Origin of the sequence: Candidatus Accumulibacter sp. ACC003, assembly GCF_907163085.1 — a bacterium.
In the GTDB taxonomy this organism is placed as follows: domain Bacteria; phylum Pseudomonadota; class Gammaproteobacteria; order Burkholderiales; family Rhodocyclaceae; genus Accumulibacter.
The window spans coordinates 50,637-72,469 of sequence record NZ_CAJQTX010000001.1 but is presented as its reverse complement, the minus strand read 5'-3'; the positions used below and the strand labels follow the sequence as shown (position 1 = coordinate 72,469).

Below are 21,833 nucleotides of genomic sequence, written 5' to 3'. Positions count from 1 at the left end.
CTACTTGAAAGGCCGTTCGACGGCCCACGCCATCAAGGCAATGACCAGCGCCCAGGCGGCAAAAATGTAGGCATAGAGCACCGGCATGTCGAAAACCTCGGTCGGCCGGTCGAACAGCGACAGCAGTGGGTAATTGAACAACGCGCAGCCGGTGAGGAAGGCCGCGATCAGTCGATCACCAGCGAGTATCCTGCGATGCATGTCACCCTCCCAGCGCGAAAGTGATTGCTGCCGGAAGCCCGCAGCGGCCGCTTCCGCTCCATCGTCAATCGACAGCCATACCGCCCGCCGTCGCCCCCTCGTTGAGGAAACCACCCAGATGGTCCGCGCCGCTCTCGACTGGCAGCGACGCGCCACCGGCCAAGCCTACTCCAATATTCGTTGCGACTTTGCCGAGGGCATCGCCCGCATTGTCATCAATCGGCCCGGGCGACGCAATGCCTTTCGACCGGAAACCATCCAGCAGCTGATTGATGCCATGCAGCGGGCGCAATTCGATCCCGAGCTCGGCGTGATCATTCTTGCCGGCGCCGGACACCAGGCCTTCTGCGCGGGTGGCGACCAGACCGTAGGCGGCAACGACGCGGCTAGCACGACGAATCGGGGATGCCGCACCTCAAGGTCCTCGACCTGCAGATGCAGATTCGCCGCTGCCCGAAGCCGGTGCTGGCGATGGTCGCCGCCTACACGATCGGCGGCGGGCACGTCCTGCACCTGGTCTGCGACCTGACGATCGCCGCCGCCAACGCCAGCTTTGGCCAGACCGGACCGCGCGTCGGCAGCTTTGACGCCGGCCTCGGCGCCGGTCTAATGGCAAGAACCATCGGCATGAAGCGGGCCAAGGAAATCTGCTTGCTCTGTCGGCAGTACGACGCGCCGGCAGCGCTGGCGATGGGGCTCGTGAATACCGTCGTGCCACTGGCCGAGCTCGAAGAGGAAAGCGTCCGCTGGTGCCGCGAAATGCTGCTGTTGTCGCCGATGGCACTGCGCATGATCAAGGCCGGGTTCAACGCCGATACCGACGCTCTGGCGGGAGTCCAGCAACTCGCCGGCAAGGCCACCGGCCTGTTCTACATCACCGAAGAAGGCCAGCAAGGCCGCAATGCTTGGCTCGAAAAGCGCCCCGCGGATTTTTCGAAGTACCGGCGACGCCCTTAGCGGCCGAACGCGCCGCTGCCGCTCGCGACCTGGCTAAGTACTGAACACGGATCAGCCAGGGCCAAGGCTCACTGGCCAACGCTCGCCGTCACCGCCGCGGCGCAGCTGGCGGCCGCTCTGGACAACGGCCTGGCGCACGACCTGGCGACATCGACGTGGCTTCTCGACGACACCGGAACACCCCCGGCAATCGCCGCTGGCCGCCTGACGCTAGCCGCTGCAGCGGGACTGGGCTTCACGCCGGGAGCGCCAATCGTTTTCTCCACGATCACCCGCGCCGACCCGGTCTGAGCGGGCTGGCCGACCCGCCCGACCAGGCAGCTGCGTTATACTGTTGATAATCACAGTGATCAAGGAGCGTCGGGTGAAAGTCAATCGGGCCGTTCGCGAACTCGCAGCCGGAAACCCGCGCGCCAGCGGCGGCGCCGCGCCTAAGGTTCGCCAGCCAGCGCCGGCCAACGCCGACCCGCTGGCGCAGCTGAATACGGCGCAGCGCGCCGCCGCCTGCTTTGGCATCGGCGAGCCGGGTAATGATGACGATCGTCGCAATGCGGCCGGCAACGATGATCAGCATCACCCGCTGCTGATCATCGCCGGCGCCGGCTCGGGCAAGACGACGACGCTGGCGCAGCGCGTCGCGCAGCTGCTCAACCACGGCGCCGATCCCGGGCGAATCCTGCTGTTGACCTTCTCGCGGCGCGCCGCCAGCGAAATGACGCGCCGCGTCGAACGGCTGCTGCGGCAGCGCCGCGGCACGCGCTCGCTGGCCGGCACGCCGGCGCTGAGCTGGGCGGGCACCTTCCACGGCGTCGCGGCGCGCCTGCTGCGCGAATACGCCGGGCGGATCGGCATCGATCCGGCGTTCACCATCCACGACCGGCAGGACTCGGCCGACCTGCTCAACCTGGTCCGGCACGCGCAGGGGCTGTCGGCGAAGAGCAAGCGCTTTCCGCTGAAAGCGACCTGCCTGGCGATCTACTCGGCGGCGATCAACACGCAGGCGCCGCTGCGCGAGGTGCTGCAATCGACCTTCCCCTGGTGCGCCGAATGGGAAGCCGATCTCAAGCGATTGTTTCTCGAATACGTCGAAACGAAACAGGCACAGCAGGTCCTCGACTACGACGATCTGCTGCTCTACTGGGCGCAGATGCTCGGCGAAGCGGTGCTGGCGCGCGAACTCGGCGAGCGCTTCACGCACGTGCTGGTCGACGAGTACTAGGATACCAACCGCCTGCAGGCGAGCATCCTGCTGGCGATCAAACCCGACGGCCGTGGCCTCACCGTCGTCGGCGACGACGCGCAGTCGATCTACGCTTTTCGCGGCGCGACGGTGCGCAACATCCTCGACTTCCCGGCGCACTTCGAACCGCCGGCGCATCGCCTCACCCTGGACCGCAACTACCGCTCGACGCAGACCATCCTCGCCGCCGCCAACGGCGTCATCGCGCTCGCCAGCGAGCGTTTCAGCAAGGATTTGTGGAGCGAGCGAGAGTCCTCGCAAAAGCCGCTGCTGGTGGCCGTTGGCGACGACGCCGAGCAGGCCGCGTACGTCGTCGAGCAGGTCCTCGCCCGACGCGAGGCCGGCACCCGCCTGAAAGCGCAGGCGGTGCTGTTTCGCACGGCGCAACACAGCGCGCGGCTGGAGGTCGAGCTGACGCGGCGCAATATCCCCTTCGTCAAATTCGGTGGGCTCAAGTTTCTCGAAGCGGCGCATGTCAAGGATGTGCTGGCGATCCTGCGCTGGGCGCAGAATCCGCGCGACCGGCTGGCCGGTTTCCGGGCCATGCAGCTGGTCGCCGGGATCGGGCCGAAGACCGCCGGCGCGGTCCTCAACAATCTCGGTGCGGCCGCTCCGGCGTGTGCGCTGCTCGAAGAGCAGCCGGTACCCGAAGGTGGCCGCCTGGCCTGGCGCGAATTTGCGGCGATGATCGTCGCCAGCGATCCGGCCAGCGCGTCGTGGCCGGCCGCCTTCGCAACGATCTGCGACTGGTACCAGAGGCAAATCGAGCGGTTGCACGAAGACGCGCTGGTCCGTCAGGCCGACCTCGAGCAACTGGCGCGAATGGCGATCAGCTACGCCAGCGCCGAACGCTTCCTGACCGAACTGACTCTCGATCCACCTGACGCCAGCAGCGCTCAGGCCGGACCGCCGCTACTTGACGAGGACTATCTGATCCTGTCGACGATCCACTCGGCCAAGGGCCAGGAATGGACTGCGGTGACGCTGCTCAACGCCGTCGACGGCTGCATCCCGTCCGACATGTCCACCGGCTCGGCGGTCGAGATCGAAGAGGAACGCCGCCTGCTTTACGTCGCCATGACGCGCGCCAAAGAACATCTCGAGATCATCGTGCCGCAGCGCTTCTACGTCAGCCACCAGGCGGGCTTCGGCGACCGCCATCTGTATGCCAGCCGCACGCGCTTCATTAGCCACGCGCTGCTGCCTCATTTCAGATTTCCTGATCTCGGAGGAAACCGGGTTGGCACTTCAGACAAGAGTGAAGGTCATTCTTGCCCCGGTTTCCGGATGCGGAAAATCTTGCAGGGTGAGTTCCTCGAGGAGCGCGGCGATAGCGCGATCATGAGCTGGGCTGGCCATCCGGTGAATTTTGATGGTCAGGGTGTTGGCTAGCGCGTTCGGTTCGATGTCAGCGGAAGAAACGAACAATTCGCGAATGAGCGCACGTGCGTCGTCCTCCTTCTTCAAGTGGCGGCGCAATAGCGCCACCATGGCGGTCTCGGCCCGGTAGGCGACCATTTTCACGGTATCGCAGAGCATCTTGTTCAGCGGCGGCAGTTGGGTCGGTCGCTCGGCCTCGGGCAGACTGTCGATCGTCACCTTTCGGGGGCTTGCCTTGCGCGCCGCGCAAAGTCGCTTGAGCTCCTCCTGAACGGCCTGCAGTGCTTCGACAGACTCGGCGTTTTTCTGGATTTCGCCGCCGTCGTTCAAGGCCGTCCTGGCGATTGCGGCCTGCAGTTTTCTTTCGCTCTGGCGGGTTTGCCTGACGGCCTTGTCGAGTTCCCGCCAGCGGGGGTTAACGACCTGGTGAGTGCCGGGAAGAGATTCGTCTCCGTACTCGATAAGCCCATCAATATCATAATGTTCCATCATGTACGCGAAGTAGTTTTCCTGGCACCAACGGGCGAACATCCGCCCAGCGATGGTGGTGTTTCCGAGTTGCCGGGCGGTCGTGATCACGGCTGTTTGATGTCCCGTCTGGGTCAGCCGACGAACTTCGCTCACGGCCAGGCTGCCATCGCCTGTGCCGAGTCGGGTTTCGCGCATGGCGAGTTTCATCCCGGTGCTGCCGCCTGCCGGCAGATGGACTTCCTGTTCCTGAAACACCTCTTCGGACCAGAGGTCCTTGACGTTCTTGCGGTAGGTCAGTGCGCCGATGCGCTGTTTCCAGAGTCTGCCGAGGAGACTCTGGGTGGCCCCTTCCCGATCGAAGACCATGACAAACCGGTGCAGGGTCGGGTCGGCGTCCAGTTCGGCCGGCGTCGGCTGTCCCGGGACAATCTCCAGCAGTTGGGGGACGATGTCCTTGAGCAGGGTCTCGGCGAGTCCGTCATTGAGCGGCTGCGAAACCACAAAGAACGGGCGACCCAGGGCATCGTTAACCCAGTAGTCGGTGGTGCCCCGCAGGCACAGGCGTTCGCGCGAGACGTAGCGCTTCGACAGCCTGGCCTGCTCGCCGTGATACACCCGAACATGACCATCGACATACAGGTAACCCGCTTCTTCTGGCTCGCTTTCCATCCAGAGCTTCGCGAGATCCCGCATCCAGGCTGCCGGGTCACCCGTCTTGGCCAGCAGATGGACCTTTTCCCGCAGGGTGCGGACTTCCGGTACCCGGTCCAGGCCGATGACTTTGCCGAGTTCTCCGGGCGAGGTTTGTCGCAGATGTTCCGGCCGCTTGATTCGCCCCAGGGCCATGAAGCCGAGGACGAGAAGGATGTGCAAGGCGCTGTAGAATCCCCGGGGCAGCTTGAGATGGCGATCCAGGCCGGTCAGTAGCCCGTTCGCGCACAAGGCCGGCAAGCCGGCCAACAGCCCCCCCATCGCCACATCGTGGCTCGCTTCGAAGCGCGTCGTCGCACCGGTCGCCAATCCCAGCGCCGTTTGGATCCGCTCGTCGGCGCGCGTGCAGGCGGTGCCCATCCCCGCGGCGGCTTCCGCATCCGCCCGGCTGCGCTCACTCTTGGTGCTCGCCGCTTCCAACTCCCCTGCCTCTTGCGGCAAGGCGGCCAACTGCGGCACGCCCTGGCGCCGGATCGCCTTGCGCAGCGTCGACTCCTGGACGCCCACCTGCCGTGCCACTTCGGCAGGACGCTTTCCCTCGCTCAACAGCCGCGCGCATTCGGCACTCTTGTCCGGCGTCATGATCCGCGGCCGGCTCGCCGCCGCCGGTCGAAAGAAAGACGATGGCCCGGCTTTGCGGCTTTGTCCCACCCAGTTCATCAGCGTGCGGTGCGGGATGCACAGCGGTGGCCTTTCCAGTTCGACCGCCTTGACGTGCCCGTTCTCCATCAGGCTGGTCAGAGCGAACCTGCGGCCAGCGTCGTCTCCTACGGGGTGCGAGAAGTAATTGTCTCCCCCAACAAAGTAGATCGCTTGGCCATCCTTCTCCAGAATCGCCAACCCTTCTCCCACTTTCTGCGCACCATCCGGAAACCCTGGAAGCCACGATTGCCTCAACGTCTGCTCCTCCTTGCACTCCTAGCGAAGCTTGGTTTATGCCATAAGAAAATCATGGCCGTCAAAATAAAGTGCCACGTGCAATTCCGGAATTCTACCTACATTCCCGGCCGGGATCAGGAAATCTGCATTTCGAGCAGCTGACCTGGCCAGCGCCGCCGCCAAGCATCACTGCCAATCCCGACGCCAGGCAGCAAGCCTTCGACCTGGCGGCGCGGATGCGCGCGATGTGGAAGTAGCGCCGAGCAGTGAGCCGGAATTTATCGCCCTGCCGTTTCCTTGCCGGCGGCAGCGGCCAGCGACGGATTCGCCAGATCGACCGTCAGGCGTCCCGAGCGCAGGTGCAGGTCGCGCTGCGGGAAGGGAATCTCGATGCCGGCGGCGCTCAGTGCCGTTTCGATCTCCCACAGGTAGCGAGCGTGCGTACGACCCGGCGACAGCGCCAACTCCTGCCCGACCCAGACCACCAGTTCGAAGTCGAGACTGCTCTCGCCGAAGTTGACCAGCCACACCTCGGGAACGCGACCGGCCTGATCGATGGTGCCGCTGACCTGCCGCGCCGCGGCGGTGACGGCGTCACGGACGGCGTCCTTGTTGGCGCCGTAGGCGACGCCGAAGGGAACGTGGATGCGCCGCAGATGGTCATCGAGCGTCCAGTTGGTCACCCGCCCATTGACGAACTCCGAATTGGGAACGATCACGTCGACGTTGTCGTTGGTCGTCACGCGCGTGTAGCGCAGACCAATCTCGGTGACCCTGCCGACCACCCCGGACTGCAGATCGACGAAATCGCCGACCTTCAGCGACTTCTCGATCAGGATGAGAACCCCCGAAACCAGGTTGCTGAAGATGTTCTGCAGGCCGAAGCCGATGCCGACGCTCAGCGCCCCGCCAACGATCGCCAGGCTGGCGACGTCGAAACCAAGATACGCCAGGCCAACGATGCTGCCGACGATCCAGACGACGTAGCGAACGATGCGGGTAAGCGCGAAAACGGCGGCTTCGGAGAGCTTTACGATCTTGCCGGCGCGGACCATTTGCCGCAGGCTGCGCTCCAGCAAGGAGGCAAACCACCAGAAGAAGCAGAGGATCACGATCAGCCCGACGACGCGCAGCAAGGTGATGTCGGTGTTGCCCAGACGAAACCACGGACGCGTGCTCCAGTCGAGCAATTGGCTCGGAATCCCGGCGTCGATCACCGACCCTCCACGGTAGTCGTGGCGCCGCCCGGCGCGATCACCGATACCGCTCGGAATGCGGCTTCGCCCAACTCACGTTCGCCAGCCGACTGATTCGGTAGCGGATAGCGGGCCAGCGAGTCGACCTCGATACCCTGCGCGCGCAAGGCGTCGGCAACGCGTTCAGCACGCACGCCGGCGAGACGCCGCGATCCACCGCCGTCGCTGCTGGCATGACCAATGACCGCGAGGCGGTCGATTTTCCAGCGTTGCGCGGCCCAGACGATGGTTTCCACGCGCTCCTGCGCGGCGCCGTCAAGAAGCTTGCTACCGTTTTCAAAATGGATCGCCGGCAAGGCCTGCAAGGGCGGCAGCAGACGGATCGTCCAATCGCCGTAGCGCCTCACCAGATCGGCCTCCATCGCCCGCCAGGCCGCGAGATCGATGCCGGCTTGCGCTGCCGGCACGAGCGTGATGCGCTGCTGCTCGGCATCGGCGTCGAACGCCGCCAAGGGCAGCGGGAAAGCGCTGCGCAGGCTGTCGGCGAGACGGCGCCGTGGATCCTCCGCCACGGCGCTGCTCGGCGTGGCATCGGCGAGCCCGTAGGCAAGCAATTGCGGTGACGCCGGCTCGGAAGTGCGCAACTGCGTCAACTGCAGGTCGACGCTCTGCCCCAATTCCCGGTGCAGTTTCTTTTCCAGATCCTGCGCCAGATCTTTGGCCGGCGCCGCGCTCAAGACCATCGCCCGTACGCGTGGCGGCTGGCCGTCGATGAAGCGCACGTCGACAGCGCCAAGCTGCCCCGCCGGCAAAGACTCCGCGCCGGCTTCGAGAACGCGGCGAACACGAATCTGCGCGAAGCTCTCGAAGGCGATCGCTTTCAGCGAAATGAACAGCGGCACCGCCAGCGGGATCAGCAGCAGCAAGGAAATCGCCGCCTGCTTGGCGAAACGCTTACGAAAGCCACCACGGCCGAAGCCATACCACTCGGCGACGGCGGCGACCGACAGGCTGATCGCCACCATGTTGGTGACAAACAGGAGCAAGGCACCACGCGCCACCGGCCAGTTTTCCGTAACCAAACCGTAGCCGATCGTCGCCAACGGCGGCATCAGGGCGGTGGCAATCGCCACGCCGACGATCGCGCCGCCACGGCCGCGGATCATCGCATAGCCACCGGCGGTGCCGGAAAGGATGGCGACGACCAGGTCGAACAGGTTCGGACGGGTGCGTGCCAGCAACTCCGGCGTCAGCTCCTTGACCGGCGAAAGCAGAACGATCAGCGCCGTGAAGGCGACCGCCGCGACCGTCCCCAGCGCCAGCGTACGGACGCTCTTGCGTCCGAGGTCGACGTCGAGCGTGGCGATGGCCATGCCACTGCCGACGATCGGGCCCATCAGCGGCGAGATCAGCATCGCGCCGATGATTACCGCCGGCGAGTTGAGCAACAGACCGATGGTGGCAATACCGCCAGCGACGACGATCATGAAACTGAAGTTGAACGAAAAACTGGCGTCCTGCTCGACCTGCTCGAGAATTTGCTGATGGTCCAGGCCGGCAACGAGCGCCCGCCACCACAGCGCCCACGCTCTGGGCCCCAGCAACAGTACGCGCAAGAAACCCGGCGAAGCACGCCGGTTCTGATGGTCCCCGGTCGCCTCGTTGGCGCTGGCAGTCACCGGGCTTGCCGATAGCGCTGCGGACTCAGGCATTTTCTAGCGGACGGTCGAAGGGATGGCGACGGCTTGGCGGCGGCAACTCACGCTCAGGGCCGCGGCTGCCTGTCGAGCAGAGCCAGCACCGGGCCGTCCTGGTTGTAGATGTCGGCACGGAAGGAAACCAGCCCGGTCGGATCGGCGACGGCCGTCCGATAGAGCAACATCACCGGCACGTAACGCCCGACCGACAGCGTTTGCGTCCGACCGGTGGCGATCGCCGCGTCGAGCGTATCCTTGCTCCAGCGATCCGGATCGCCGAGTAACAACAAGGCCAGATCGCGCGGTTTTTCGAGTCGCACACAGCCCGAACTGAGCGCCCGCAGCGGTTTCCCGAACTGCGCCCGCGACGGCGTGTCGTGCAGATAGATCGCGTAGCCGTTCGACAGCGAGAACTTGACCTGGCCGAGCGCTCCGCCGGCTCCGGATTCCTGCACGACGCGATACGGGAAACCCGTCCGGGCGACGCCATTCCAATCGACCTGCGCCGCCGCAACGGCCTGCCCGCTGCGGTCTACGACGCGCAGCCGGTGCTTCTGGAGGTAGCCGGCGTTGCCGATCACGCCGGGGATGACGTCCTGCTTCAGGATGGTCGGCGGCACGACCCACTTCGGATTGAGCACCAGGTGCTGAACCTCGTCGAGCAACACGGGCGTTGCGCGGGCCGGGCGCCCGACCACGACCTTCGACGACCACACCGTCGCGCCGTCGAGGCGAAGTTCGGCATTGAAGCCGGTGATGTCCACCAGCAGTCGGTCGGCGACCATATCACGCGCCACCCAGCGCTGGCGCTCGAGGTTGACGCGAACCTGCGCGGCACGTTCGGCGGCGCTGACGTTCAGCGTCGCCAGCGTGGCACTGCCGACCACCCCGTCGGCGCTTAGGCCGTGGGCGCTCTGGAAACGCTCCACGCCCGCAACCAGCGCCTTGTCGTAGCGGGTGCCGTCAGCGCCCGCTACGACCGGAACGGCGGCTGCCATCCAGCCCTCGGCCTGCAGCCGCGCGCGTAGCGCGCGGACGCGCGGCCCGCGCTCGCCCGGGCGAATGGTCGGGCCAGCCGGCACGCTTGCCCAGCCACCACCGGCCGCCAGCGCGGACAAGCGCGACAGCGCCTTCTGCAGCGCGCGGTAGGCCTCGTCCTGGGGCGCCAGCGCCGTCAGGGCGTTCTGCAGGGACGCCGCTTCGAGCAAGGCGCCCAGCATCTGCGCGCGCTCCGGCGCACCCGGCACCGGCGAGAAGCTCCAGGTCGAATACAGCGAATTGGGATTGACCTTGCCGTAGTGCAATTGCCGCGCCAAACGCACCAGCGCGTCGGTGAACAGCAAGTCCCGCCGAACGATGAACGCCGGATCGTCGCCGCCAGCGGCCGCCGCCTGGCGCAGCGCGTCGATGGCAAAATCAGCCGGCGCCAGGCCATGCTCCGAACTGGCGCCGACGGCGGCGATCAGCTCGGCCATGCGCGCGCGGCTGGTCCACAGCGGCCGATAGCCGCGCTCATAGTAGAGCAGCCGGACCACCGCAGCGTCGCTCGACGCGACGGCCAGACGGTCACTGCCGTCGCCAGCCTCCTCTTGCTCATGGAGTAGCTGCTCGATCAGCAGCGGCAGTGCGGCGGCACCACGCGGCGAAGCAGAAAACAGGGCACTCTTGCCCGCCAGCGCCGGTGATTCGTCGATTGCGCGCGCAGAAAGCGGCGAAAAAACCATTAGTAGCAGCGGCGCCGCGACGACAAGGCCGCGCCAGCGGTTCAACAGTGGCGCTACATCGGGTACGATGCCGCCTTCAAGTACTTTTCCGGAATCAATCCAACTCATGCTCAACAACTCCGCTAATTGTGCTCAGCGGCGCAGCGATGCGCCGCGCCGTCGTTTGCTCTTGAAATGCCTGGCCACCCTGCCGCTGGCGCTGCCCTTCTCCTCAGCCAGCGCCGCCAGCGTCGGCAGTTGCCAACTGAAGTTTCACCACACCCACACCGACGAGCGCCTGGCGATCGCCTTCCGCGACAGCAGCGGCTACATCAACCCGGCGCTCGAACGCCTGAACTGGCTGTTGCGCGACCATGTCTCGGGCGAAATGGCCAGCATCGACCCGCGCCTGTTCGACATCCTGCACGCGCTCAGCCTAAGCTGCGGTAGCGAAACCTTCGAAATTATCTCCGCCTACCGCTCGCCGACGACCAACGCGATGCTGCGAAAGACCAAGGGCCGCGGTGTCGCCAAACACAGTCTGCACATGGATGCTCGCGCCATCGACGTGCGCCTGGTCGGCTCCAACACCGCCCGTCTGCGCGACGCCGCGGTGGCGCTCGGCCTTGGTGGCGTAGGATATTACCCGAAATCGGACTTCCTGCACGTCGACACCGGTGACGTGCGCGTCTGGGGAGCAATGCGCGGCTGAACGGCATAAGGCCGACGGCGCTCGGCAACGCCGCCGCGAAACCCGTGCCGCGGCCGCACGGCCGCCTCCGATGTGACGGCCGGCAAAGCCTGACAGGAAGGAAGAGAGCAGCATCTGTTTTCCCGGTTGGCGCTGCACGCCCGACTTGGATTGACCATCACGGCACGCACAAGTTTCTACGCTTTGGCAACGCTTTGCCGCGGCGCTGCCTGACCCACTGGAAAGAGAGAATTCGATGACCGAAAAAACGATAAACGTCAAATTGCTTGGCGATTTGCGACAGCGCAGCGAGCAGGGACAGCTGCCATTGGCAGGCAAGAAAGGGATCGTCATCGGCATCGCCAACGACCAGTCCATCGCCTGGGGCTGCGCGCAGGCTTTTCGCGGCTTGGGTGCCGAGCTGTGCATCACCTACCTGAACGAAAAATCCAGGAAGTTCACCGAGCCGCTGGCGCAGGCACTCGACGTCGCACCATCGCTCTATCTGCCCTGCGACGTTCGCCAGGAAGGACAACTGGAAGCGGTCTTCGAGAGCATCGAAAAGGAGTGGGGCCGGCTCGACTTTGCCCTCCACTCAATTGCCTTCGCACCGCGTGAAGACCTGCATGGCCGCGTCACCGACTGCTCGCGCGACGGCTTCCTGATGGCCATGGATGTCTCGTGCCATTCGTTCATCCGCATGGCCAGGCTGGCCGAGCCACTGATGAAAGACGGTGGCTCGCTGTTCACCATGAGCTACTTTGGCGCCGAAAAGGCCGTCGAGAACTATAACCTGATGGGGCCGGTGAAGGCCGCGCTCGAGGCCACCTCGCGCTACCTTGCCGCCGAACTGGGTCCGCAAGGAATTCGCGTCACGCCGATCTCACCAGGACCGATCGCCACCCGCGCGGCGTCGGGAATCGGCCGTTTCGACGAACTGATGGAGAAAGCCGCCGCGCGCGCGCCGGCTCGGATGCTGGTCAGCATCGAAGACGTCGGCATGGCGACCGCTTTTCTCGCCACCGACTATGCCAAGCTGATTACCGGCGACACGCTGTACGTGGACGGCGGTTACCACGTCGTCGGCTAAACAGCCCGGATTGGCAGCATCGCCGCACGCGGCCGGCAGCGCTGGTGCGCCGTCCCGGCTCATGTCCGGCGGCTGGCATCGCCGCTGCGCTCGGCCAGGAAGGCCTGCGCTTCCTCGCGGCGCTCGAAAATGTGCGGCGCGATGCTGCGCGCCGAGAAGGCCTCGCCGAGTTTGGCACGCAGGAAAGCACTGGTCGCGTAGCGGGTGATCTGACTGAAATAGTTGGCCAGGAAGTAGCGATCCATTTCGGCATAGGCGTCGTACATGTCCTGGTTGATGCGAAAGCGGTCGTAGTTGATGATCACGCCGACGCGCTTGCCGGCCGCTTTGCAGCGCAGTTCGCAAATATCCCAGATCGCTTTCACATCTTCCTCGACGCGCACGTGCATGCCCTCGAAGTTGAGGAACAGGATGTTGCGCTCCGGGTCGTAAATGACACGTTCCGGCAGCGACAGGTTGAGTAGCTCGGCCTCCAGGCCCATCGGGTTGGTATTGAAGATGCGCGCGTCCATCTCGCCGTATTCACCGATGATCGGCTCGAAATCCATGTTCGGCAGGATGTCCCGGTCGACGTCGATGCCCGGCGCCACCTCGATCAGTGCCAGCCCACCCCTGACCCGCCGAAAGACACAGCGTTCGGTAATGTAGTAGACCGGTTTGTCTCTATCGTAGGCGTACTGGCCGTTGAAGGTGATTTGCTCGACCTGCTTGACGAACTTCCGGTGCCGGCCCTCTTCGACAATCCGCAGCTTGCCATCATGGACCTCGACCTTCAGGCCATTGCCGGTCAGGGTGCCAACAAAGACCACCAGCCGGGCGTTCTGGCTGATGTTGATGAAGCCGCCGGCGCCGGTCAGGCGGCCACCGAAGCGGCTGACGTTGACGTTGCCCGCGGCATCGCATTCGGCCATACCCAGGCACGCCATATCGAGACCACCGCCGTCGTAGAAATCGAACTGCTGATTTTCATCGATCACCGCATCCATGTTGACGCCGGTCCCGAAGTTACCACCGGTCGAGGGAATCCCGCCGATCAGGCCCGATTCGACGGTCATCGTCAGCAGGTGCGAAATGCGCTCCTCATTGGCCACCGACGCCACGCCTTCGGGCATCCCGACGCCCAGATTGATGATGCCGTTGGGCGGCAATTCGAACGCCGCACGACGGGCGATGATCTTGCGCTCGGTCAGCGGCGTCGACACCAGGCTGGGGTGAGGAACGCGAAACTCGCCGGCATAGGCGGCGCTGTACTGGGTGGCCAGCGTCTGCATGTGCTGCAGCGGCTCGGCGACGACCACGCAATCGACCAGGATCCCCGGAATCTTGACCTGCCGCGGCGGCAAGCCGTTGCGCTCGGCGATCCGTTCGACCTGAGCGATGACGATGCCGTTACTGTTCTTGGCCGCCATGGCCATCGCCAGGTTGTTGAGCGTCAGCGCTTCGCGCTCCATCGTGATGTTGCCAAACGTGTCGGCGGTGGTGCCGCGAACGAAAGCGACGTTGACCTCGCCGACCTTGTAGAACAGCCACTCCTCGCCACCGACCTCGACCAGGCTGACGATGTCCCTGGTGGTCGCGGCGTTGATCCGGCTGCCGCCGTAGCGGGGATCGACGAAGGTATGCAGTCCGACTTTGGAAAACGAGCCGGGTTTGCCGGCGGCCAGATCGCGGAACAACTGACAAATAATTCCCTGCGGCAGGTTATAGGCCTGGATACGGTTGTCGAGCGCCAGTTGCGCGACCTTCGGCATCCGCCCCCAGTGGCCCGCGACGACCCGTCGCAGCAGACCTTCATGGCCGAGGTGATTGAGTCCCAGGGTCTTGCCGTCACCCTGGCCGGCGGCCGCGAACAAGGTCAGATTCCTGGGGCCGTTGCCGGCCAGGAAACGGCGCTCGAGCGCCGACAGTAGCGCTTCTGCGAAGCCGGTCTGAACGAAGCCGGTACTGGCCAGCGTATCACCATCCCGGATCAGGGCGATTGCTTCGTCGGCAGTAACTATTTTGCTGCGCATGCTGTTCTCCTCCCGCTGGCCTTCTTGATTTCCGGGCTAACGGTCATGACCTGTCGAGATACCCCAGATCATGAAAGCCATGACCAATTCGCTGCCCGTGCCCCGTGTGCTCTGGCGGGCACACGGGCGGCGCTCCGCAGTGCGCCCGCCAAACTCGGCTTTTTACCACCCCCGCGCCGGCCTTGCCAACAGTATCACCTCTCGTGCTCTTTGTTACAGTCGGCTGTTGCGGACTGGCGATTAAATGCCTATGTGCTCGACCAGGGCGCCCCAAGACGCTCACGGGAGCGCGGCCGGCAGCCGCGCGCGGGCCGCGCGGTCAACGGTTTTTGGCGGCCCGAGCAAACCGCCGAAACGATCCTGGACATAGACAGCTCTTGAAATTGGAGCGATCCGCCCCTATTATTAGCACTCACTCAGCTTGAGTGCTAATAACTCTGACCTTGCGCCGCGTCTTCGCGGCGGCGGGGTTTGCTGGTTTTAGTTTGTTTGCTTGTATGCCTATCCCAAGGAGAAACCGCATGAAAATTCGTCCACTGCATGATCGCGTCATCGTCAAGCGTCTTGACGAGGAGCGCAAGACCGCTTCCGGTATCGTCATCCCCGATGCAGCTGCTGAAAAACCCGACCAGGGCGAGATCCGCGCCGTCGGCAATGGCAAAGTGCTTGACGATGGTTCGGTTCGCGCGCTCGCCGTCAAGGTCGGTGACCGGGTCCTGTTCGGCAAGTACGCTGGCCAGACCGTCAAGGTCGATGGCGAGGAACTGCTGGTCATGCGTGAAGAGGACATCATGGGCGTCGTCGAAGCGTAAAGCTTCCGGGCCGGCAAGCTCGCGCCCTCCCCACCATGGCGCCGAGTTTTCGCGCTGAGTTTTCATTTCAAATCATTGAAGAATTTTAGGAGTTACCTCTATGGCAGCTAAAGACGTCAAGTTTGGCGATAGCGCACGCGCTCGCATGGTCGAAGGCGTAAACCTTCTGGCCGACGCGGTCAAGATCACCCTCGGCCCGAAAGGCCGCAACGTCGTTCTCGAGCGCTCGTACGGCGCTCCGACCGTCACCAAGGACGGAGTCTCGGTCGCCAAGGAAATCGAGCTCAAGGACAAGTTCGCCAACATGGGCGCCCAAATGCTCAAGGAAGTTGCCTCCAAGACTTCCGACATCGCCGGTGACGGCACCACCACGGCGACCGTTCTCGCCCAGTCGATCGTCCGCGAAGGCATGAAGTACGTTGCCGCCGGCATGAACCCGATGGACCTCAAGCGTGGCATCGACAAAGCCGTGACGGCGACCGTCGAGGCGCTGAAGACGCTCTCCAAGCCGTGCTCGACCAACAAGGAGATCGCTCAGGTCGGTGCGATTTCGGCCAATGCTGACGTCGACATCGGCGACATCATCGCCAAGGCCATGGACAAGGTCGGCAAAGAAGGCGTGATCACCGTTGAAGACGGCAAGTCGCTCAACAATGAGCTCGACGTCGTCGAAGGTATGCAGTTTGACCGTGGCTACCTGAGCCCCTACTTCATCAACAACAACGAGAAGCAGAACGCCATTCTCGAAAACCCCTATGTCCTGATCTACGACAAAAAGGTTTCCAACATCCGTGACTTGTTGCCGATTCTCGAGCAGGTCGCGAAGGCCAGCCGGCCGCTGCTGATCGTCGCCGAAGACGTCGACGGTGAAGCGCTTGCGACGCTGGTGGTCAACAACATCCGCGGCATTCTCAAGACCTGCGCCGTCAAGGCACCGGGCTTCGGCGATCGCCGCAAGGCCATGCTCGAAGACATCGCCATCCTGACCGGTGGCCAGGTGATCGCCGAGGAAGTCGGTCTGACGCTCGAAAAAGCCACCCTCGCTGAACTGGGTCAGGCCAAGCGCATCGAAATCGGCAAGGAAGACACGACGATCATCGACGGCGCCGGCGATTCCGCCAGCATCGAAGCTCGCGTCAAGCAAATCCGCGCTCAGATCGAGACCGCGACCAGCGATTACGACAAAGAGAAGCTGCAGGAACGCGTTGCCAAGCTCGCTGGCGGCGTCGCCCTGATCAAGGTTGGTGCAGCCACCGAAGTCGAAATGAAAGAGAAGAAGGCGCGCGTCGAAGACGCCCTACACGCAACGCGTGCCGCCGTTGAAGAAGGCATCGTTCCTGGCGGTGGTGTGGCCCTGCTGCGCGCCCGTAGCGCACTCGCCGCAGTCAAGAGCGACAACGCCGATCAGGACGCTGGTATCAAGATCGTCCTGCGCGCACTCGAGCAGCCGCTGCGTGAAATCGTCGCCAATGCCGGCGAAGAACCCTCGGTGGTGGTCAACGCCGTGCTGCAGGGCACCGGCAATTTCGGCTACAACGCGGCGACCGGCGAGTATGGCGACCTGGTTGAAATGGGCGTCCTCGACCCGACCAAGGTGACGCGTACCGCACTGCAAAACGCGGCTTCGATCGCCGGCCTGATGCTGACGACCGATTGCATGGTCGCCGAGCTGGCTGAGGACAAGCCGGCCATGGGCGGCGGCATGGGTGGTGGCATGGGTGGCATGGGTGGTATGGGCGGCATGGGCGGCATGGACATGTAATTTGTGTCCGGGCTTTGCCCGATCGCAAAAAAACCCCGCTTCGGCGGGGTTTTTTTTGGCTACTACCCGGTGATGGTCACCGCGTTCAGGCTCGCTGTTGGCCCCTGCGCTGCCCAAGCACGCCGGCAAGCAAGGCACGGCTGTGCAGGGCAAAGTCGCCACGGCTCAAGCTTGAGCCCGCAGCGGCCGACCACCAGACGCCAGCCAAACCGCTGCCGTATAGCTCGCCGCAACAGCTACGCGCGCCGTAGCGGCCCAGAGCCGCCGCCGACTAGCGTTCCTTGCTGTCCAGTGCCGACTTGTTGATATCGACCTTGTAGCGCGTCCGCAAGCCCGCCAGATAGGCCGCAAAATCCTCGTGCCCTAGAATCGTGCTGTATTCCTGCTGCAAGGCCTGGCGCCGCCCGTCGTCAAGCTTTTCCGGCTGGCTGACTTTGCTGATCTGGTACAGCGTGTAGTCGCCAGCCGCAGCTTCAACACCGAGGTAGGCCGGAAGTTTCTGAACATCGGCGCGGAAAATGGCTTTCAGCGCGACCAGCGGCAACTGTTGGCTGGCCATTCTCGACACCGTTTTCAGCGGCCCCCAGTCCGGCTTGCCTGGCTTGCCTTCGCGCAAGGCGGCAAGTTCTGCCTCGCCGGCCTGGCGCGCCAGAGTAGCGGCTTCCTGGGCCTTCAGTTCGGCTTCGATAGCCGCCCGTACGGTCGCCAAGGGTTTGCTGCTGGCCGGCCGATACTCGCTTACGCGCGCCGACAGCAGCGTGCTCGGAGCGACCTCGATGGCTTCGGTATTGCGTTTATTCTTCAGCGAGTCAGCGGCAAACAGCGCGCTCAGGACCTTGGCGTTGCCGAGCGTAGCCAACGTCGCCAGAACCTCTGGACTCGGGTCTCGCGGCAACCAGCCCGAGTGCTCGATCGTCAGATGAAAGCGATCGGCTACCGGCTGCAAGCTGTCGGACTGCTCGTAGACCATGTTGCTGAACGCCTCGGCGGCCTCAGCGAACTGCCGCGACGCGGTCTGGCGCTTCAGTTCATCCTCGATCTCCGAACGCACCTCGGCCAGCGCGCGTTGCTTGCCGCCCTTGATGCCGGTCAGTTTGATGATGTGATAACCGAAATCCGACTCGACAATGCCGGAAATCTCGTTCTCCTGAAGCTTGAAAACGGTCTCCTCGAACGCCTTGACCATCATCCCGCGAGCAAAAAATCCCAGATCACCGCCTTTTCCCGCGGACCCTGGATCCTGCGAGTACTGCTTGGCCAGTTCGGCAAACGCCGCCGGCGACTGCCGAACTTCGATCAGGATCTCCTCGGCCCGGGCCTTCGCCGCCGCCTTGTCGGTTTTGCCATCGACGACGATCAGGATGTGGCTGGCGCGTCGCTCGTCGGCTTGTTGATAGCGATCCCGATGGCCGTCGTACCAGGCGCTCACTTCGCCGTCGCTGGGCTTGATCCTGGCCATCAAGCCTTCGAGAGAGAGGACGACGTACGCGGCCTTGGCCTGCTCCGGAACCTCGAAGCGCTTGCTGTTCTCTTCGTAGTACTTCTCGACCGCGGCCGGCGCGATCTTGACCTGCCCAGCGAACTGCTCCGGCGTAATCCGCCACGCGGCGACCTGACGCTCCTCGGATTGAATTCGCAGGACCACGTCGGTCATCGCGCTGCCAACGATCGCGGTATCGCCAACCGCAGCGACCAACTGCTGCAAGGTCAGGTCCTGGCGCATCTGGGCCTCGAACTGGCTTTGCGACATGCCCTGCGCGGCCAACACCGCCTGATAACGCGCCATCGAGAACTGGCCATCTTCCTGCAGCGCCGGAATCTTGCTGATCACCTCGCGCAACTGATCGTCGCCAGCGCCAAGATGTCCCTTGACGGCTTCGAGCAACAGCAGACGCTGGTCGATCAGCGCGTTCAGAACCGCCATCCTGGCCGCCGGCGTATTCATCGCCTCGGCGCGGAAGTCGGCACCAAGGGCCTGCCGCAGACGATCCTGTTGGCTACGCCATGCCTGATCGAACTGCTGCGCGGTGATCTTCGAGTCGCCGACACTGGCCAGATCGTGGCCTGCGCCGGCATTGCGGACGTAGGAGTCGACGCCCCAGAACGCAAAGGGCAAGGTGATCAAGGCAAGAAATACCTGGACGACTCTCTTGTTATTGCGAACGGCATCAAAAATCATGGTCTTAGCCCACTAACTCATTGGCAGATTGGCGAGAAAAGTGAGTGCGCCCTGCCGGACGCACCAACAAAAAAGGCGAACTTGCGTTCGCCCCGTAGGTGATGGCGGAGTGGACGGGACTCGAACCCGCGACCCCCGGCGTGACAGGCCGGTATTCTAACCAACTGAACTACCACTCCAAAAACCCACCGCAGCTCTCTTGCGCGTGCTGGTGGGTGCTGACGGGCTCGAACCGCCGACATCCAGCTTGTAAGGCTAGCGCTCTACCAACTGAGCTAAGCACCCGTCGTGAGACCCCAACGCGGAGGCGCGATTCTAGCGCATCCATGGCCACTTGGCCAGAGCGAGCGGCGCCGGCAGCGCTCTCTGAACGCTACCGGCAATCGCCCTAATGGGTGATCAGCGCCTGCCCACCAGGGCTGTCGGCGGCCGCTCCGGCAGCCGCCGGTGTCGGCGTCACCTCGCCGGACAGCGCTTCCGGCTTGCGTTCGAGCGCGTGCTCGAGCACCTGGTCGATCCACCTGACCGGGATGATCTCCAGCTTGTTCTTGATGTTGTCCGGAATCTCGGCGAGATCGCGAACGTTCTCCTCCGGAATCAGCACCCGCGCCAGACCGCCCCGGACCGCCGCCAGCAGTTTCTCCTTCAACCCGCCAATCGGCAGAACCTCGCCACGCAGGGTGATCTCGCCGGTCATCGCCACGTCGCAGCGGACCGGGATACCGGTCAGCACCGACACCAGCGCCGTGCAGATCCCGACGCCGGCCGACGGTCCATCCTTGGGAATCGCGCCTTCCGGAAGATGGATGTGAATGTCGCTCTTCTGGTAGAAATCATGGTCGATTCCCAGCGACGCGGCGCGTTTGCGCACCACCGAAACCGCCGCCTGCACCGACTCCTGCATCACTTCGCCGAGCTTGCCGGTGGTGATCGTCTTGCCTTTGCCCGGCAGAACCACCGACTCGATGGTCAGTAATTCGCCGCCAACCTCGGTCCACGCCAGCCCGGTCACCTGACCGACCTGGTTCTCGCGCTCGGCGACACCAAAATTGAAGCGACGAACGCCGAGGAACTTGTCCAGGTTGCGCGCGCTGACCGCGACTTTCTGCTGGCTCCGACGCAGCAACAGCGTCTTCACCACCTTGCGGCAGATCTTGGAGATGTCGCGTTCCAGCGACCGCACCCCCGCCTCGCGCGTGTAGTAGCGAACGATGTCGCGCAGTGCGCTCTCGGCGACCGTCAGTTCGTTGGCGCGCAGGCCGTTGTTCTTGATCTGCTTGGGCAGCAGATAGCGCAGCGCAATGTTGACCTTTTCGTCTTCGGTGTAACCCGAGAGCCTGATCACTTCCATGCGATCGAGCAGCGGCGCCGGAATGTTCAGCGTATTGGCCGTGGCCACGAACATCACTTCCGACAGATCGTACTCGACTTCGACGTAGTGATCGACGAAGGTCGAATTCTGCTCGGGATCGAGCACCTCGAGCAGTGCCGAACTCGGGTCGCCGCGGAAGTCCTGGCCCATCTTGTCGACTTCATCGAGCAGGAACAAGGGGTTCTTGACGCCGATCTTGCTCATGTTCTGGAGAATCTTGCCGGGCATCGAGCCGATATAGGTCCGCCGGTGGCCACGAATTTCGGCCTCGTCGCGTACGCCGCCGAGGCTCATGCGGACAAATTTGCGGCCGGTTGCCCTGGCTATCGACTGGCCAAGCGACGTCTTGCCAACGCCGGGAGGACCAACCAGGCAGAGAATCGGCGCCTTGAGCCGGTCAACACGTTGTTGCACGGCGAGATACTCGATGATCCTTTCCTTGACCTTTTCCAGGCCCCAGTGATCGGTGTCGAGAATCTTGCCGGCCGCCGCCAGGTCCTTGCTGGTTCGCGTCCGCTTGCGCCACGGCAGGCCAATCAGCGTTTCGATGAAATTGCGCACCACCGTCGCTTCGGCTGACATCGGCGACATCAGTTTGAGCTTACGAAGTTCCGCCTGCGCCTTGGCGAGCCCCTCCTTGCCCATTCCAGCCAGCTTGACCTTGCGGTCGAGATCCTCCATGTCGGCGCCGTCTTCGCCTTCGCCGAGCTCCTTCTGGATCGCTTTGACCTGCTCGTTGAGGTAGTACTCGCGCTGGCTCTTTTCCATCTGACGCTTGACGCGACCGCGGATCCGCTTCTCGACCTGGAGAATATCGATCTCGGCTTCGAGCTGCGTCAGCAGTCGTTCGATGCGCGCGCGGATGTCGAACATCTCGAGGACTTCCTGCTTCTGCTCGAGCTTCAGCGGCAGGTGCGCGGCGATCGTATCGGCCAGCCGTCCCGCCTCTTCGATGCCGGCGATCGAGGTCAGGATCTCCGGCGGAATTTTCTTGTTCAGCTTGACGTACTGGTCGAACTGCGCGATCACCGCACGCCGCAAGGCCTCGACCTCGTGATTGACCTCATCATCGGCGAGCACCGGGCGGGTGCGCGCGAAGAACATTTCGTCGCGCGATTCGATGGCATCCAGACGCGCACGCTGCGTGCCTTCGACCAGCACCTTGACGGTGCCATCGGGCAACTTCAGCATCTGCAGGATATTGGCCACACAGCCGATGTCGTAGAGATCCTCGGCTTCGGGTTCGTCCTTGACGGCAGACTTCTGGGCGACGAGCAGGATGTTCTTGCCCGCTTCCATCGCGACTTCAAGGGCTTTGATCGACTTCGGTCGTCCGACGAAAAGTGGAATCACCATGTGCGGAAAGACCACCACGTCGCGCAGAGGCAATAGCGGCAGTTCGACTAGCTCGCTAGCCAACTTGGGGGTTGCAGACATTTGTGCCCTTTAGGTTGAGGTCCATGCTCCGAGATGGTGGCAC

At 63.8% G+C, this 21,833-nt stretch carries 13 protein-coding genes, 2 tRNA genes and 2 pseudogenes; 7 read left to right on the top strand and 10 right to left on the bottom strand.

Translation table 11 applies throughout. The features are described 5' to 3' along the window. Complete coding sequence (locus QZ656_RS00275; protein WP_291991532.1) at positions 1-201, bottom strand: hypothetical protein; 201 nt, start codon at positions 199-201, stop codon at positions 1-3. 118 nt (positions 202-319) lie between these two features. Here QZ656_RS00275 and menB point away from each other — a divergent pair. Beyond that, positions 320-1,158: pseudogene (gene menB, locus QZ656_RS00270) on the top strand (1,4-dihydroxy-2-naphthoyl-CoA synthase). 469 nt (positions 1,159-1,627) lie between these two features. Beyond that, a pseudogene (locus QZ656_RS00265) lies at positions 1,628-3,604 on the top strand (ATP-dependent helicase); the annotation flags it as partial. A gap of 42 nt (positions 3,605-3,646) precedes the next feature. Here QZ656_RS00265 and QZ656_RS00260 read toward each other — a convergent pair. Next, on the bottom strand, positions 3,647-5,800 hold the full coding sequence (locus QZ656_RS00260) for a helix-turn-helix domain-containing protein (RefSeq protein ID WP_291991531.1): 2,154 nt from the start codon (positions 5,798-5,800) through the stop codon (positions 3,647-3,649). Between the two features lie 128 nt (positions 5,801-5,928). Between QZ656_RS00260 and QZ656_RS00255 the strand changes: the two genes are divergently transcribed. Beyond that, entirely contained in the window at positions 5,929-6,096 is a 168-nt protein-coding gene (locus tag QZ656_RS00255; RefSeq protein WP_291991530.1) for a hypothetical protein, read from the top strand. Between the two features lie 21 nt (positions 6,097-6,117). Here the strand turns inward: QZ656_RS00255 and QZ656_RS00250 are convergent, their stop codons facing one another. Genes QZ656_RS00250 through QZ656_RS00240 form a run of 3 tightly spaced genes read right to left on the bottom strand, consistent with a single transcriptional unit; the run spans position 6,118 to position 10,564 of the window. Then, positions 6,118-7,056 carry a mechanosensitive ion channel domain-containing protein gene (locus tag QZ656_RS00250; RefSeq protein WP_291991529.1) on the bottom strand — a complete coding sequence of 313 codons (939 nt, stop codon included), beginning with the start codon at positions 7,054-7,056 and terminating at the stop codon, positions 6,118-6,120. After that, entirely contained in the window at positions 7,053-8,747 is a 1,695-nt protein-coding gene (locus QZ656_RS00245) for a TIGR00341 family protein (RefSeq protein WP_291991528.1), read from the bottom strand. The genes QZ656_RS00250 and QZ656_RS00245 overlap by 4 nt, the downstream gene beginning before the upstream one ends. Positions 8,748-8,800: 53 nt before the next feature. Beyond that, positions 8,801-10,564 carry a L,D-transpeptidase family protein gene (locus tag QZ656_RS00240; protein WP_291991527.1) on the bottom strand — a complete coding sequence of 588 codons (1,764 nt, stop codon included), beginning with the start codon at positions 10,562-10,564 and terminating at the stop codon, positions 8,801-8,803. On the opposite strand from QZ656_RS00240, the gene QZ656_RS00235 reads away from it, so the two are divergent. Together QZ656_RS00235 and fabI are read left to right on the top strand one after the other, a co-directional pair. Next, positions 10,563-11,147, top strand: coding sequence for a DUF882 domain-containing protein (locus QZ656_RS00235; RefSeq protein ID WP_291991526.1), 585 nt, complete (start codon positions 10,563-10,565; stop codon positions 11,145-11,147). The two genes, QZ656_RS00240 and QZ656_RS00235, sit on opposite strands and share 2 nt — an antisense overlap. Before the next feature lie 235 nt (positions 11,148-11,382). Beyond that, positions 11,383-12,216, top strand: a complete 834-nt coding sequence (gene fabI / locus QZ656_RS00230) for an enoyl-ACP reductase FabI (protein WP_291991525.1) — start codon at positions 11,383-11,385, stop codon at positions 12,214-12,216. Between the two features lie 59 nt (positions 12,217-12,275). Here the strand turns inward: fabI and QZ656_RS00225 are convergent, their stop codons facing one another. Then, positions 12,276-14,228, bottom strand: a complete 1,953-nt coding sequence (locus tag QZ656_RS00225) for a malonate decarboxylase subunit alpha (RefSeq protein WP_291991524.1) — start codon at positions 14,226-14,228, stop codon at positions 12,276-12,278. A gap of 521 nt (positions 14,229-14,749) precedes the next feature. Between QZ656_RS00225 and groES the strand changes: the two genes are divergently transcribed. Next, positions 14,750-15,040, top strand: a complete 291-nt coding sequence (gene groES, locus QZ656_RS00220; RefSeq protein ID WP_291991523.1) for a co-chaperone GroES — start codon at positions 14,750-14,752, stop codon at positions 15,038-15,040. 100 nt (positions 15,041-15,140) lie between these two features. After that, complete coding sequence (gene groL, locus QZ656_RS00215; RefSeq protein ID WP_291991522.1) at positions 15,141-16,802, top strand: chaperonin GroEL; 1,662 nt, start codon at positions 15,141-15,143, stop codon at positions 16,800-16,802. 271 nt (positions 16,803-17,073) lie between these two features. Here the strand turns inward: groL and QZ656_RS00210 are convergent, their stop codons facing one another. The 4 genes from QZ656_RS00210 to lon all read right to left on the bottom strand — a co-directional run bounded on the left by QZ656_RS00210 (position 17,074) and on the right by lon (position 21,790). Continuing rightward, a complete protein-coding gene (locus tag QZ656_RS00210; RefSeq protein ID WP_291991521.1) occupies positions 17,074-18,981 on the bottom strand; it encodes a SurA N-terminal domain-containing protein in 1,908 nt (635 codons plus the stop codon). A gap of 102 nt (positions 18,982-19,083) precedes the next feature. Next, positions 19,084-19,160, bottom strand: a tRNA-Asp gene (locus QZ656_RS00205). Between the two features lie 30 nt (positions 19,161-19,190). Continuing rightward, positions 19,191-19,266: transfer RNA gene (locus tag QZ656_RS00200), tRNA-Val, on the bottom strand. A 103-nt stretch (positions 19,267-19,369) separates the two neighbouring features. After that, positions 19,370-21,790: an endopeptidase La gene (gene lon, locus QZ656_RS00195; RefSeq protein ID WP_291991520.1), complete on the bottom strand. Its 2,421-nt coding sequence runs from the start codon at positions 21,788-21,790 to the stop codon at positions 19,370-19,372. Positions 21,791-21,833 lie beyond the last annotated feature (43 nt).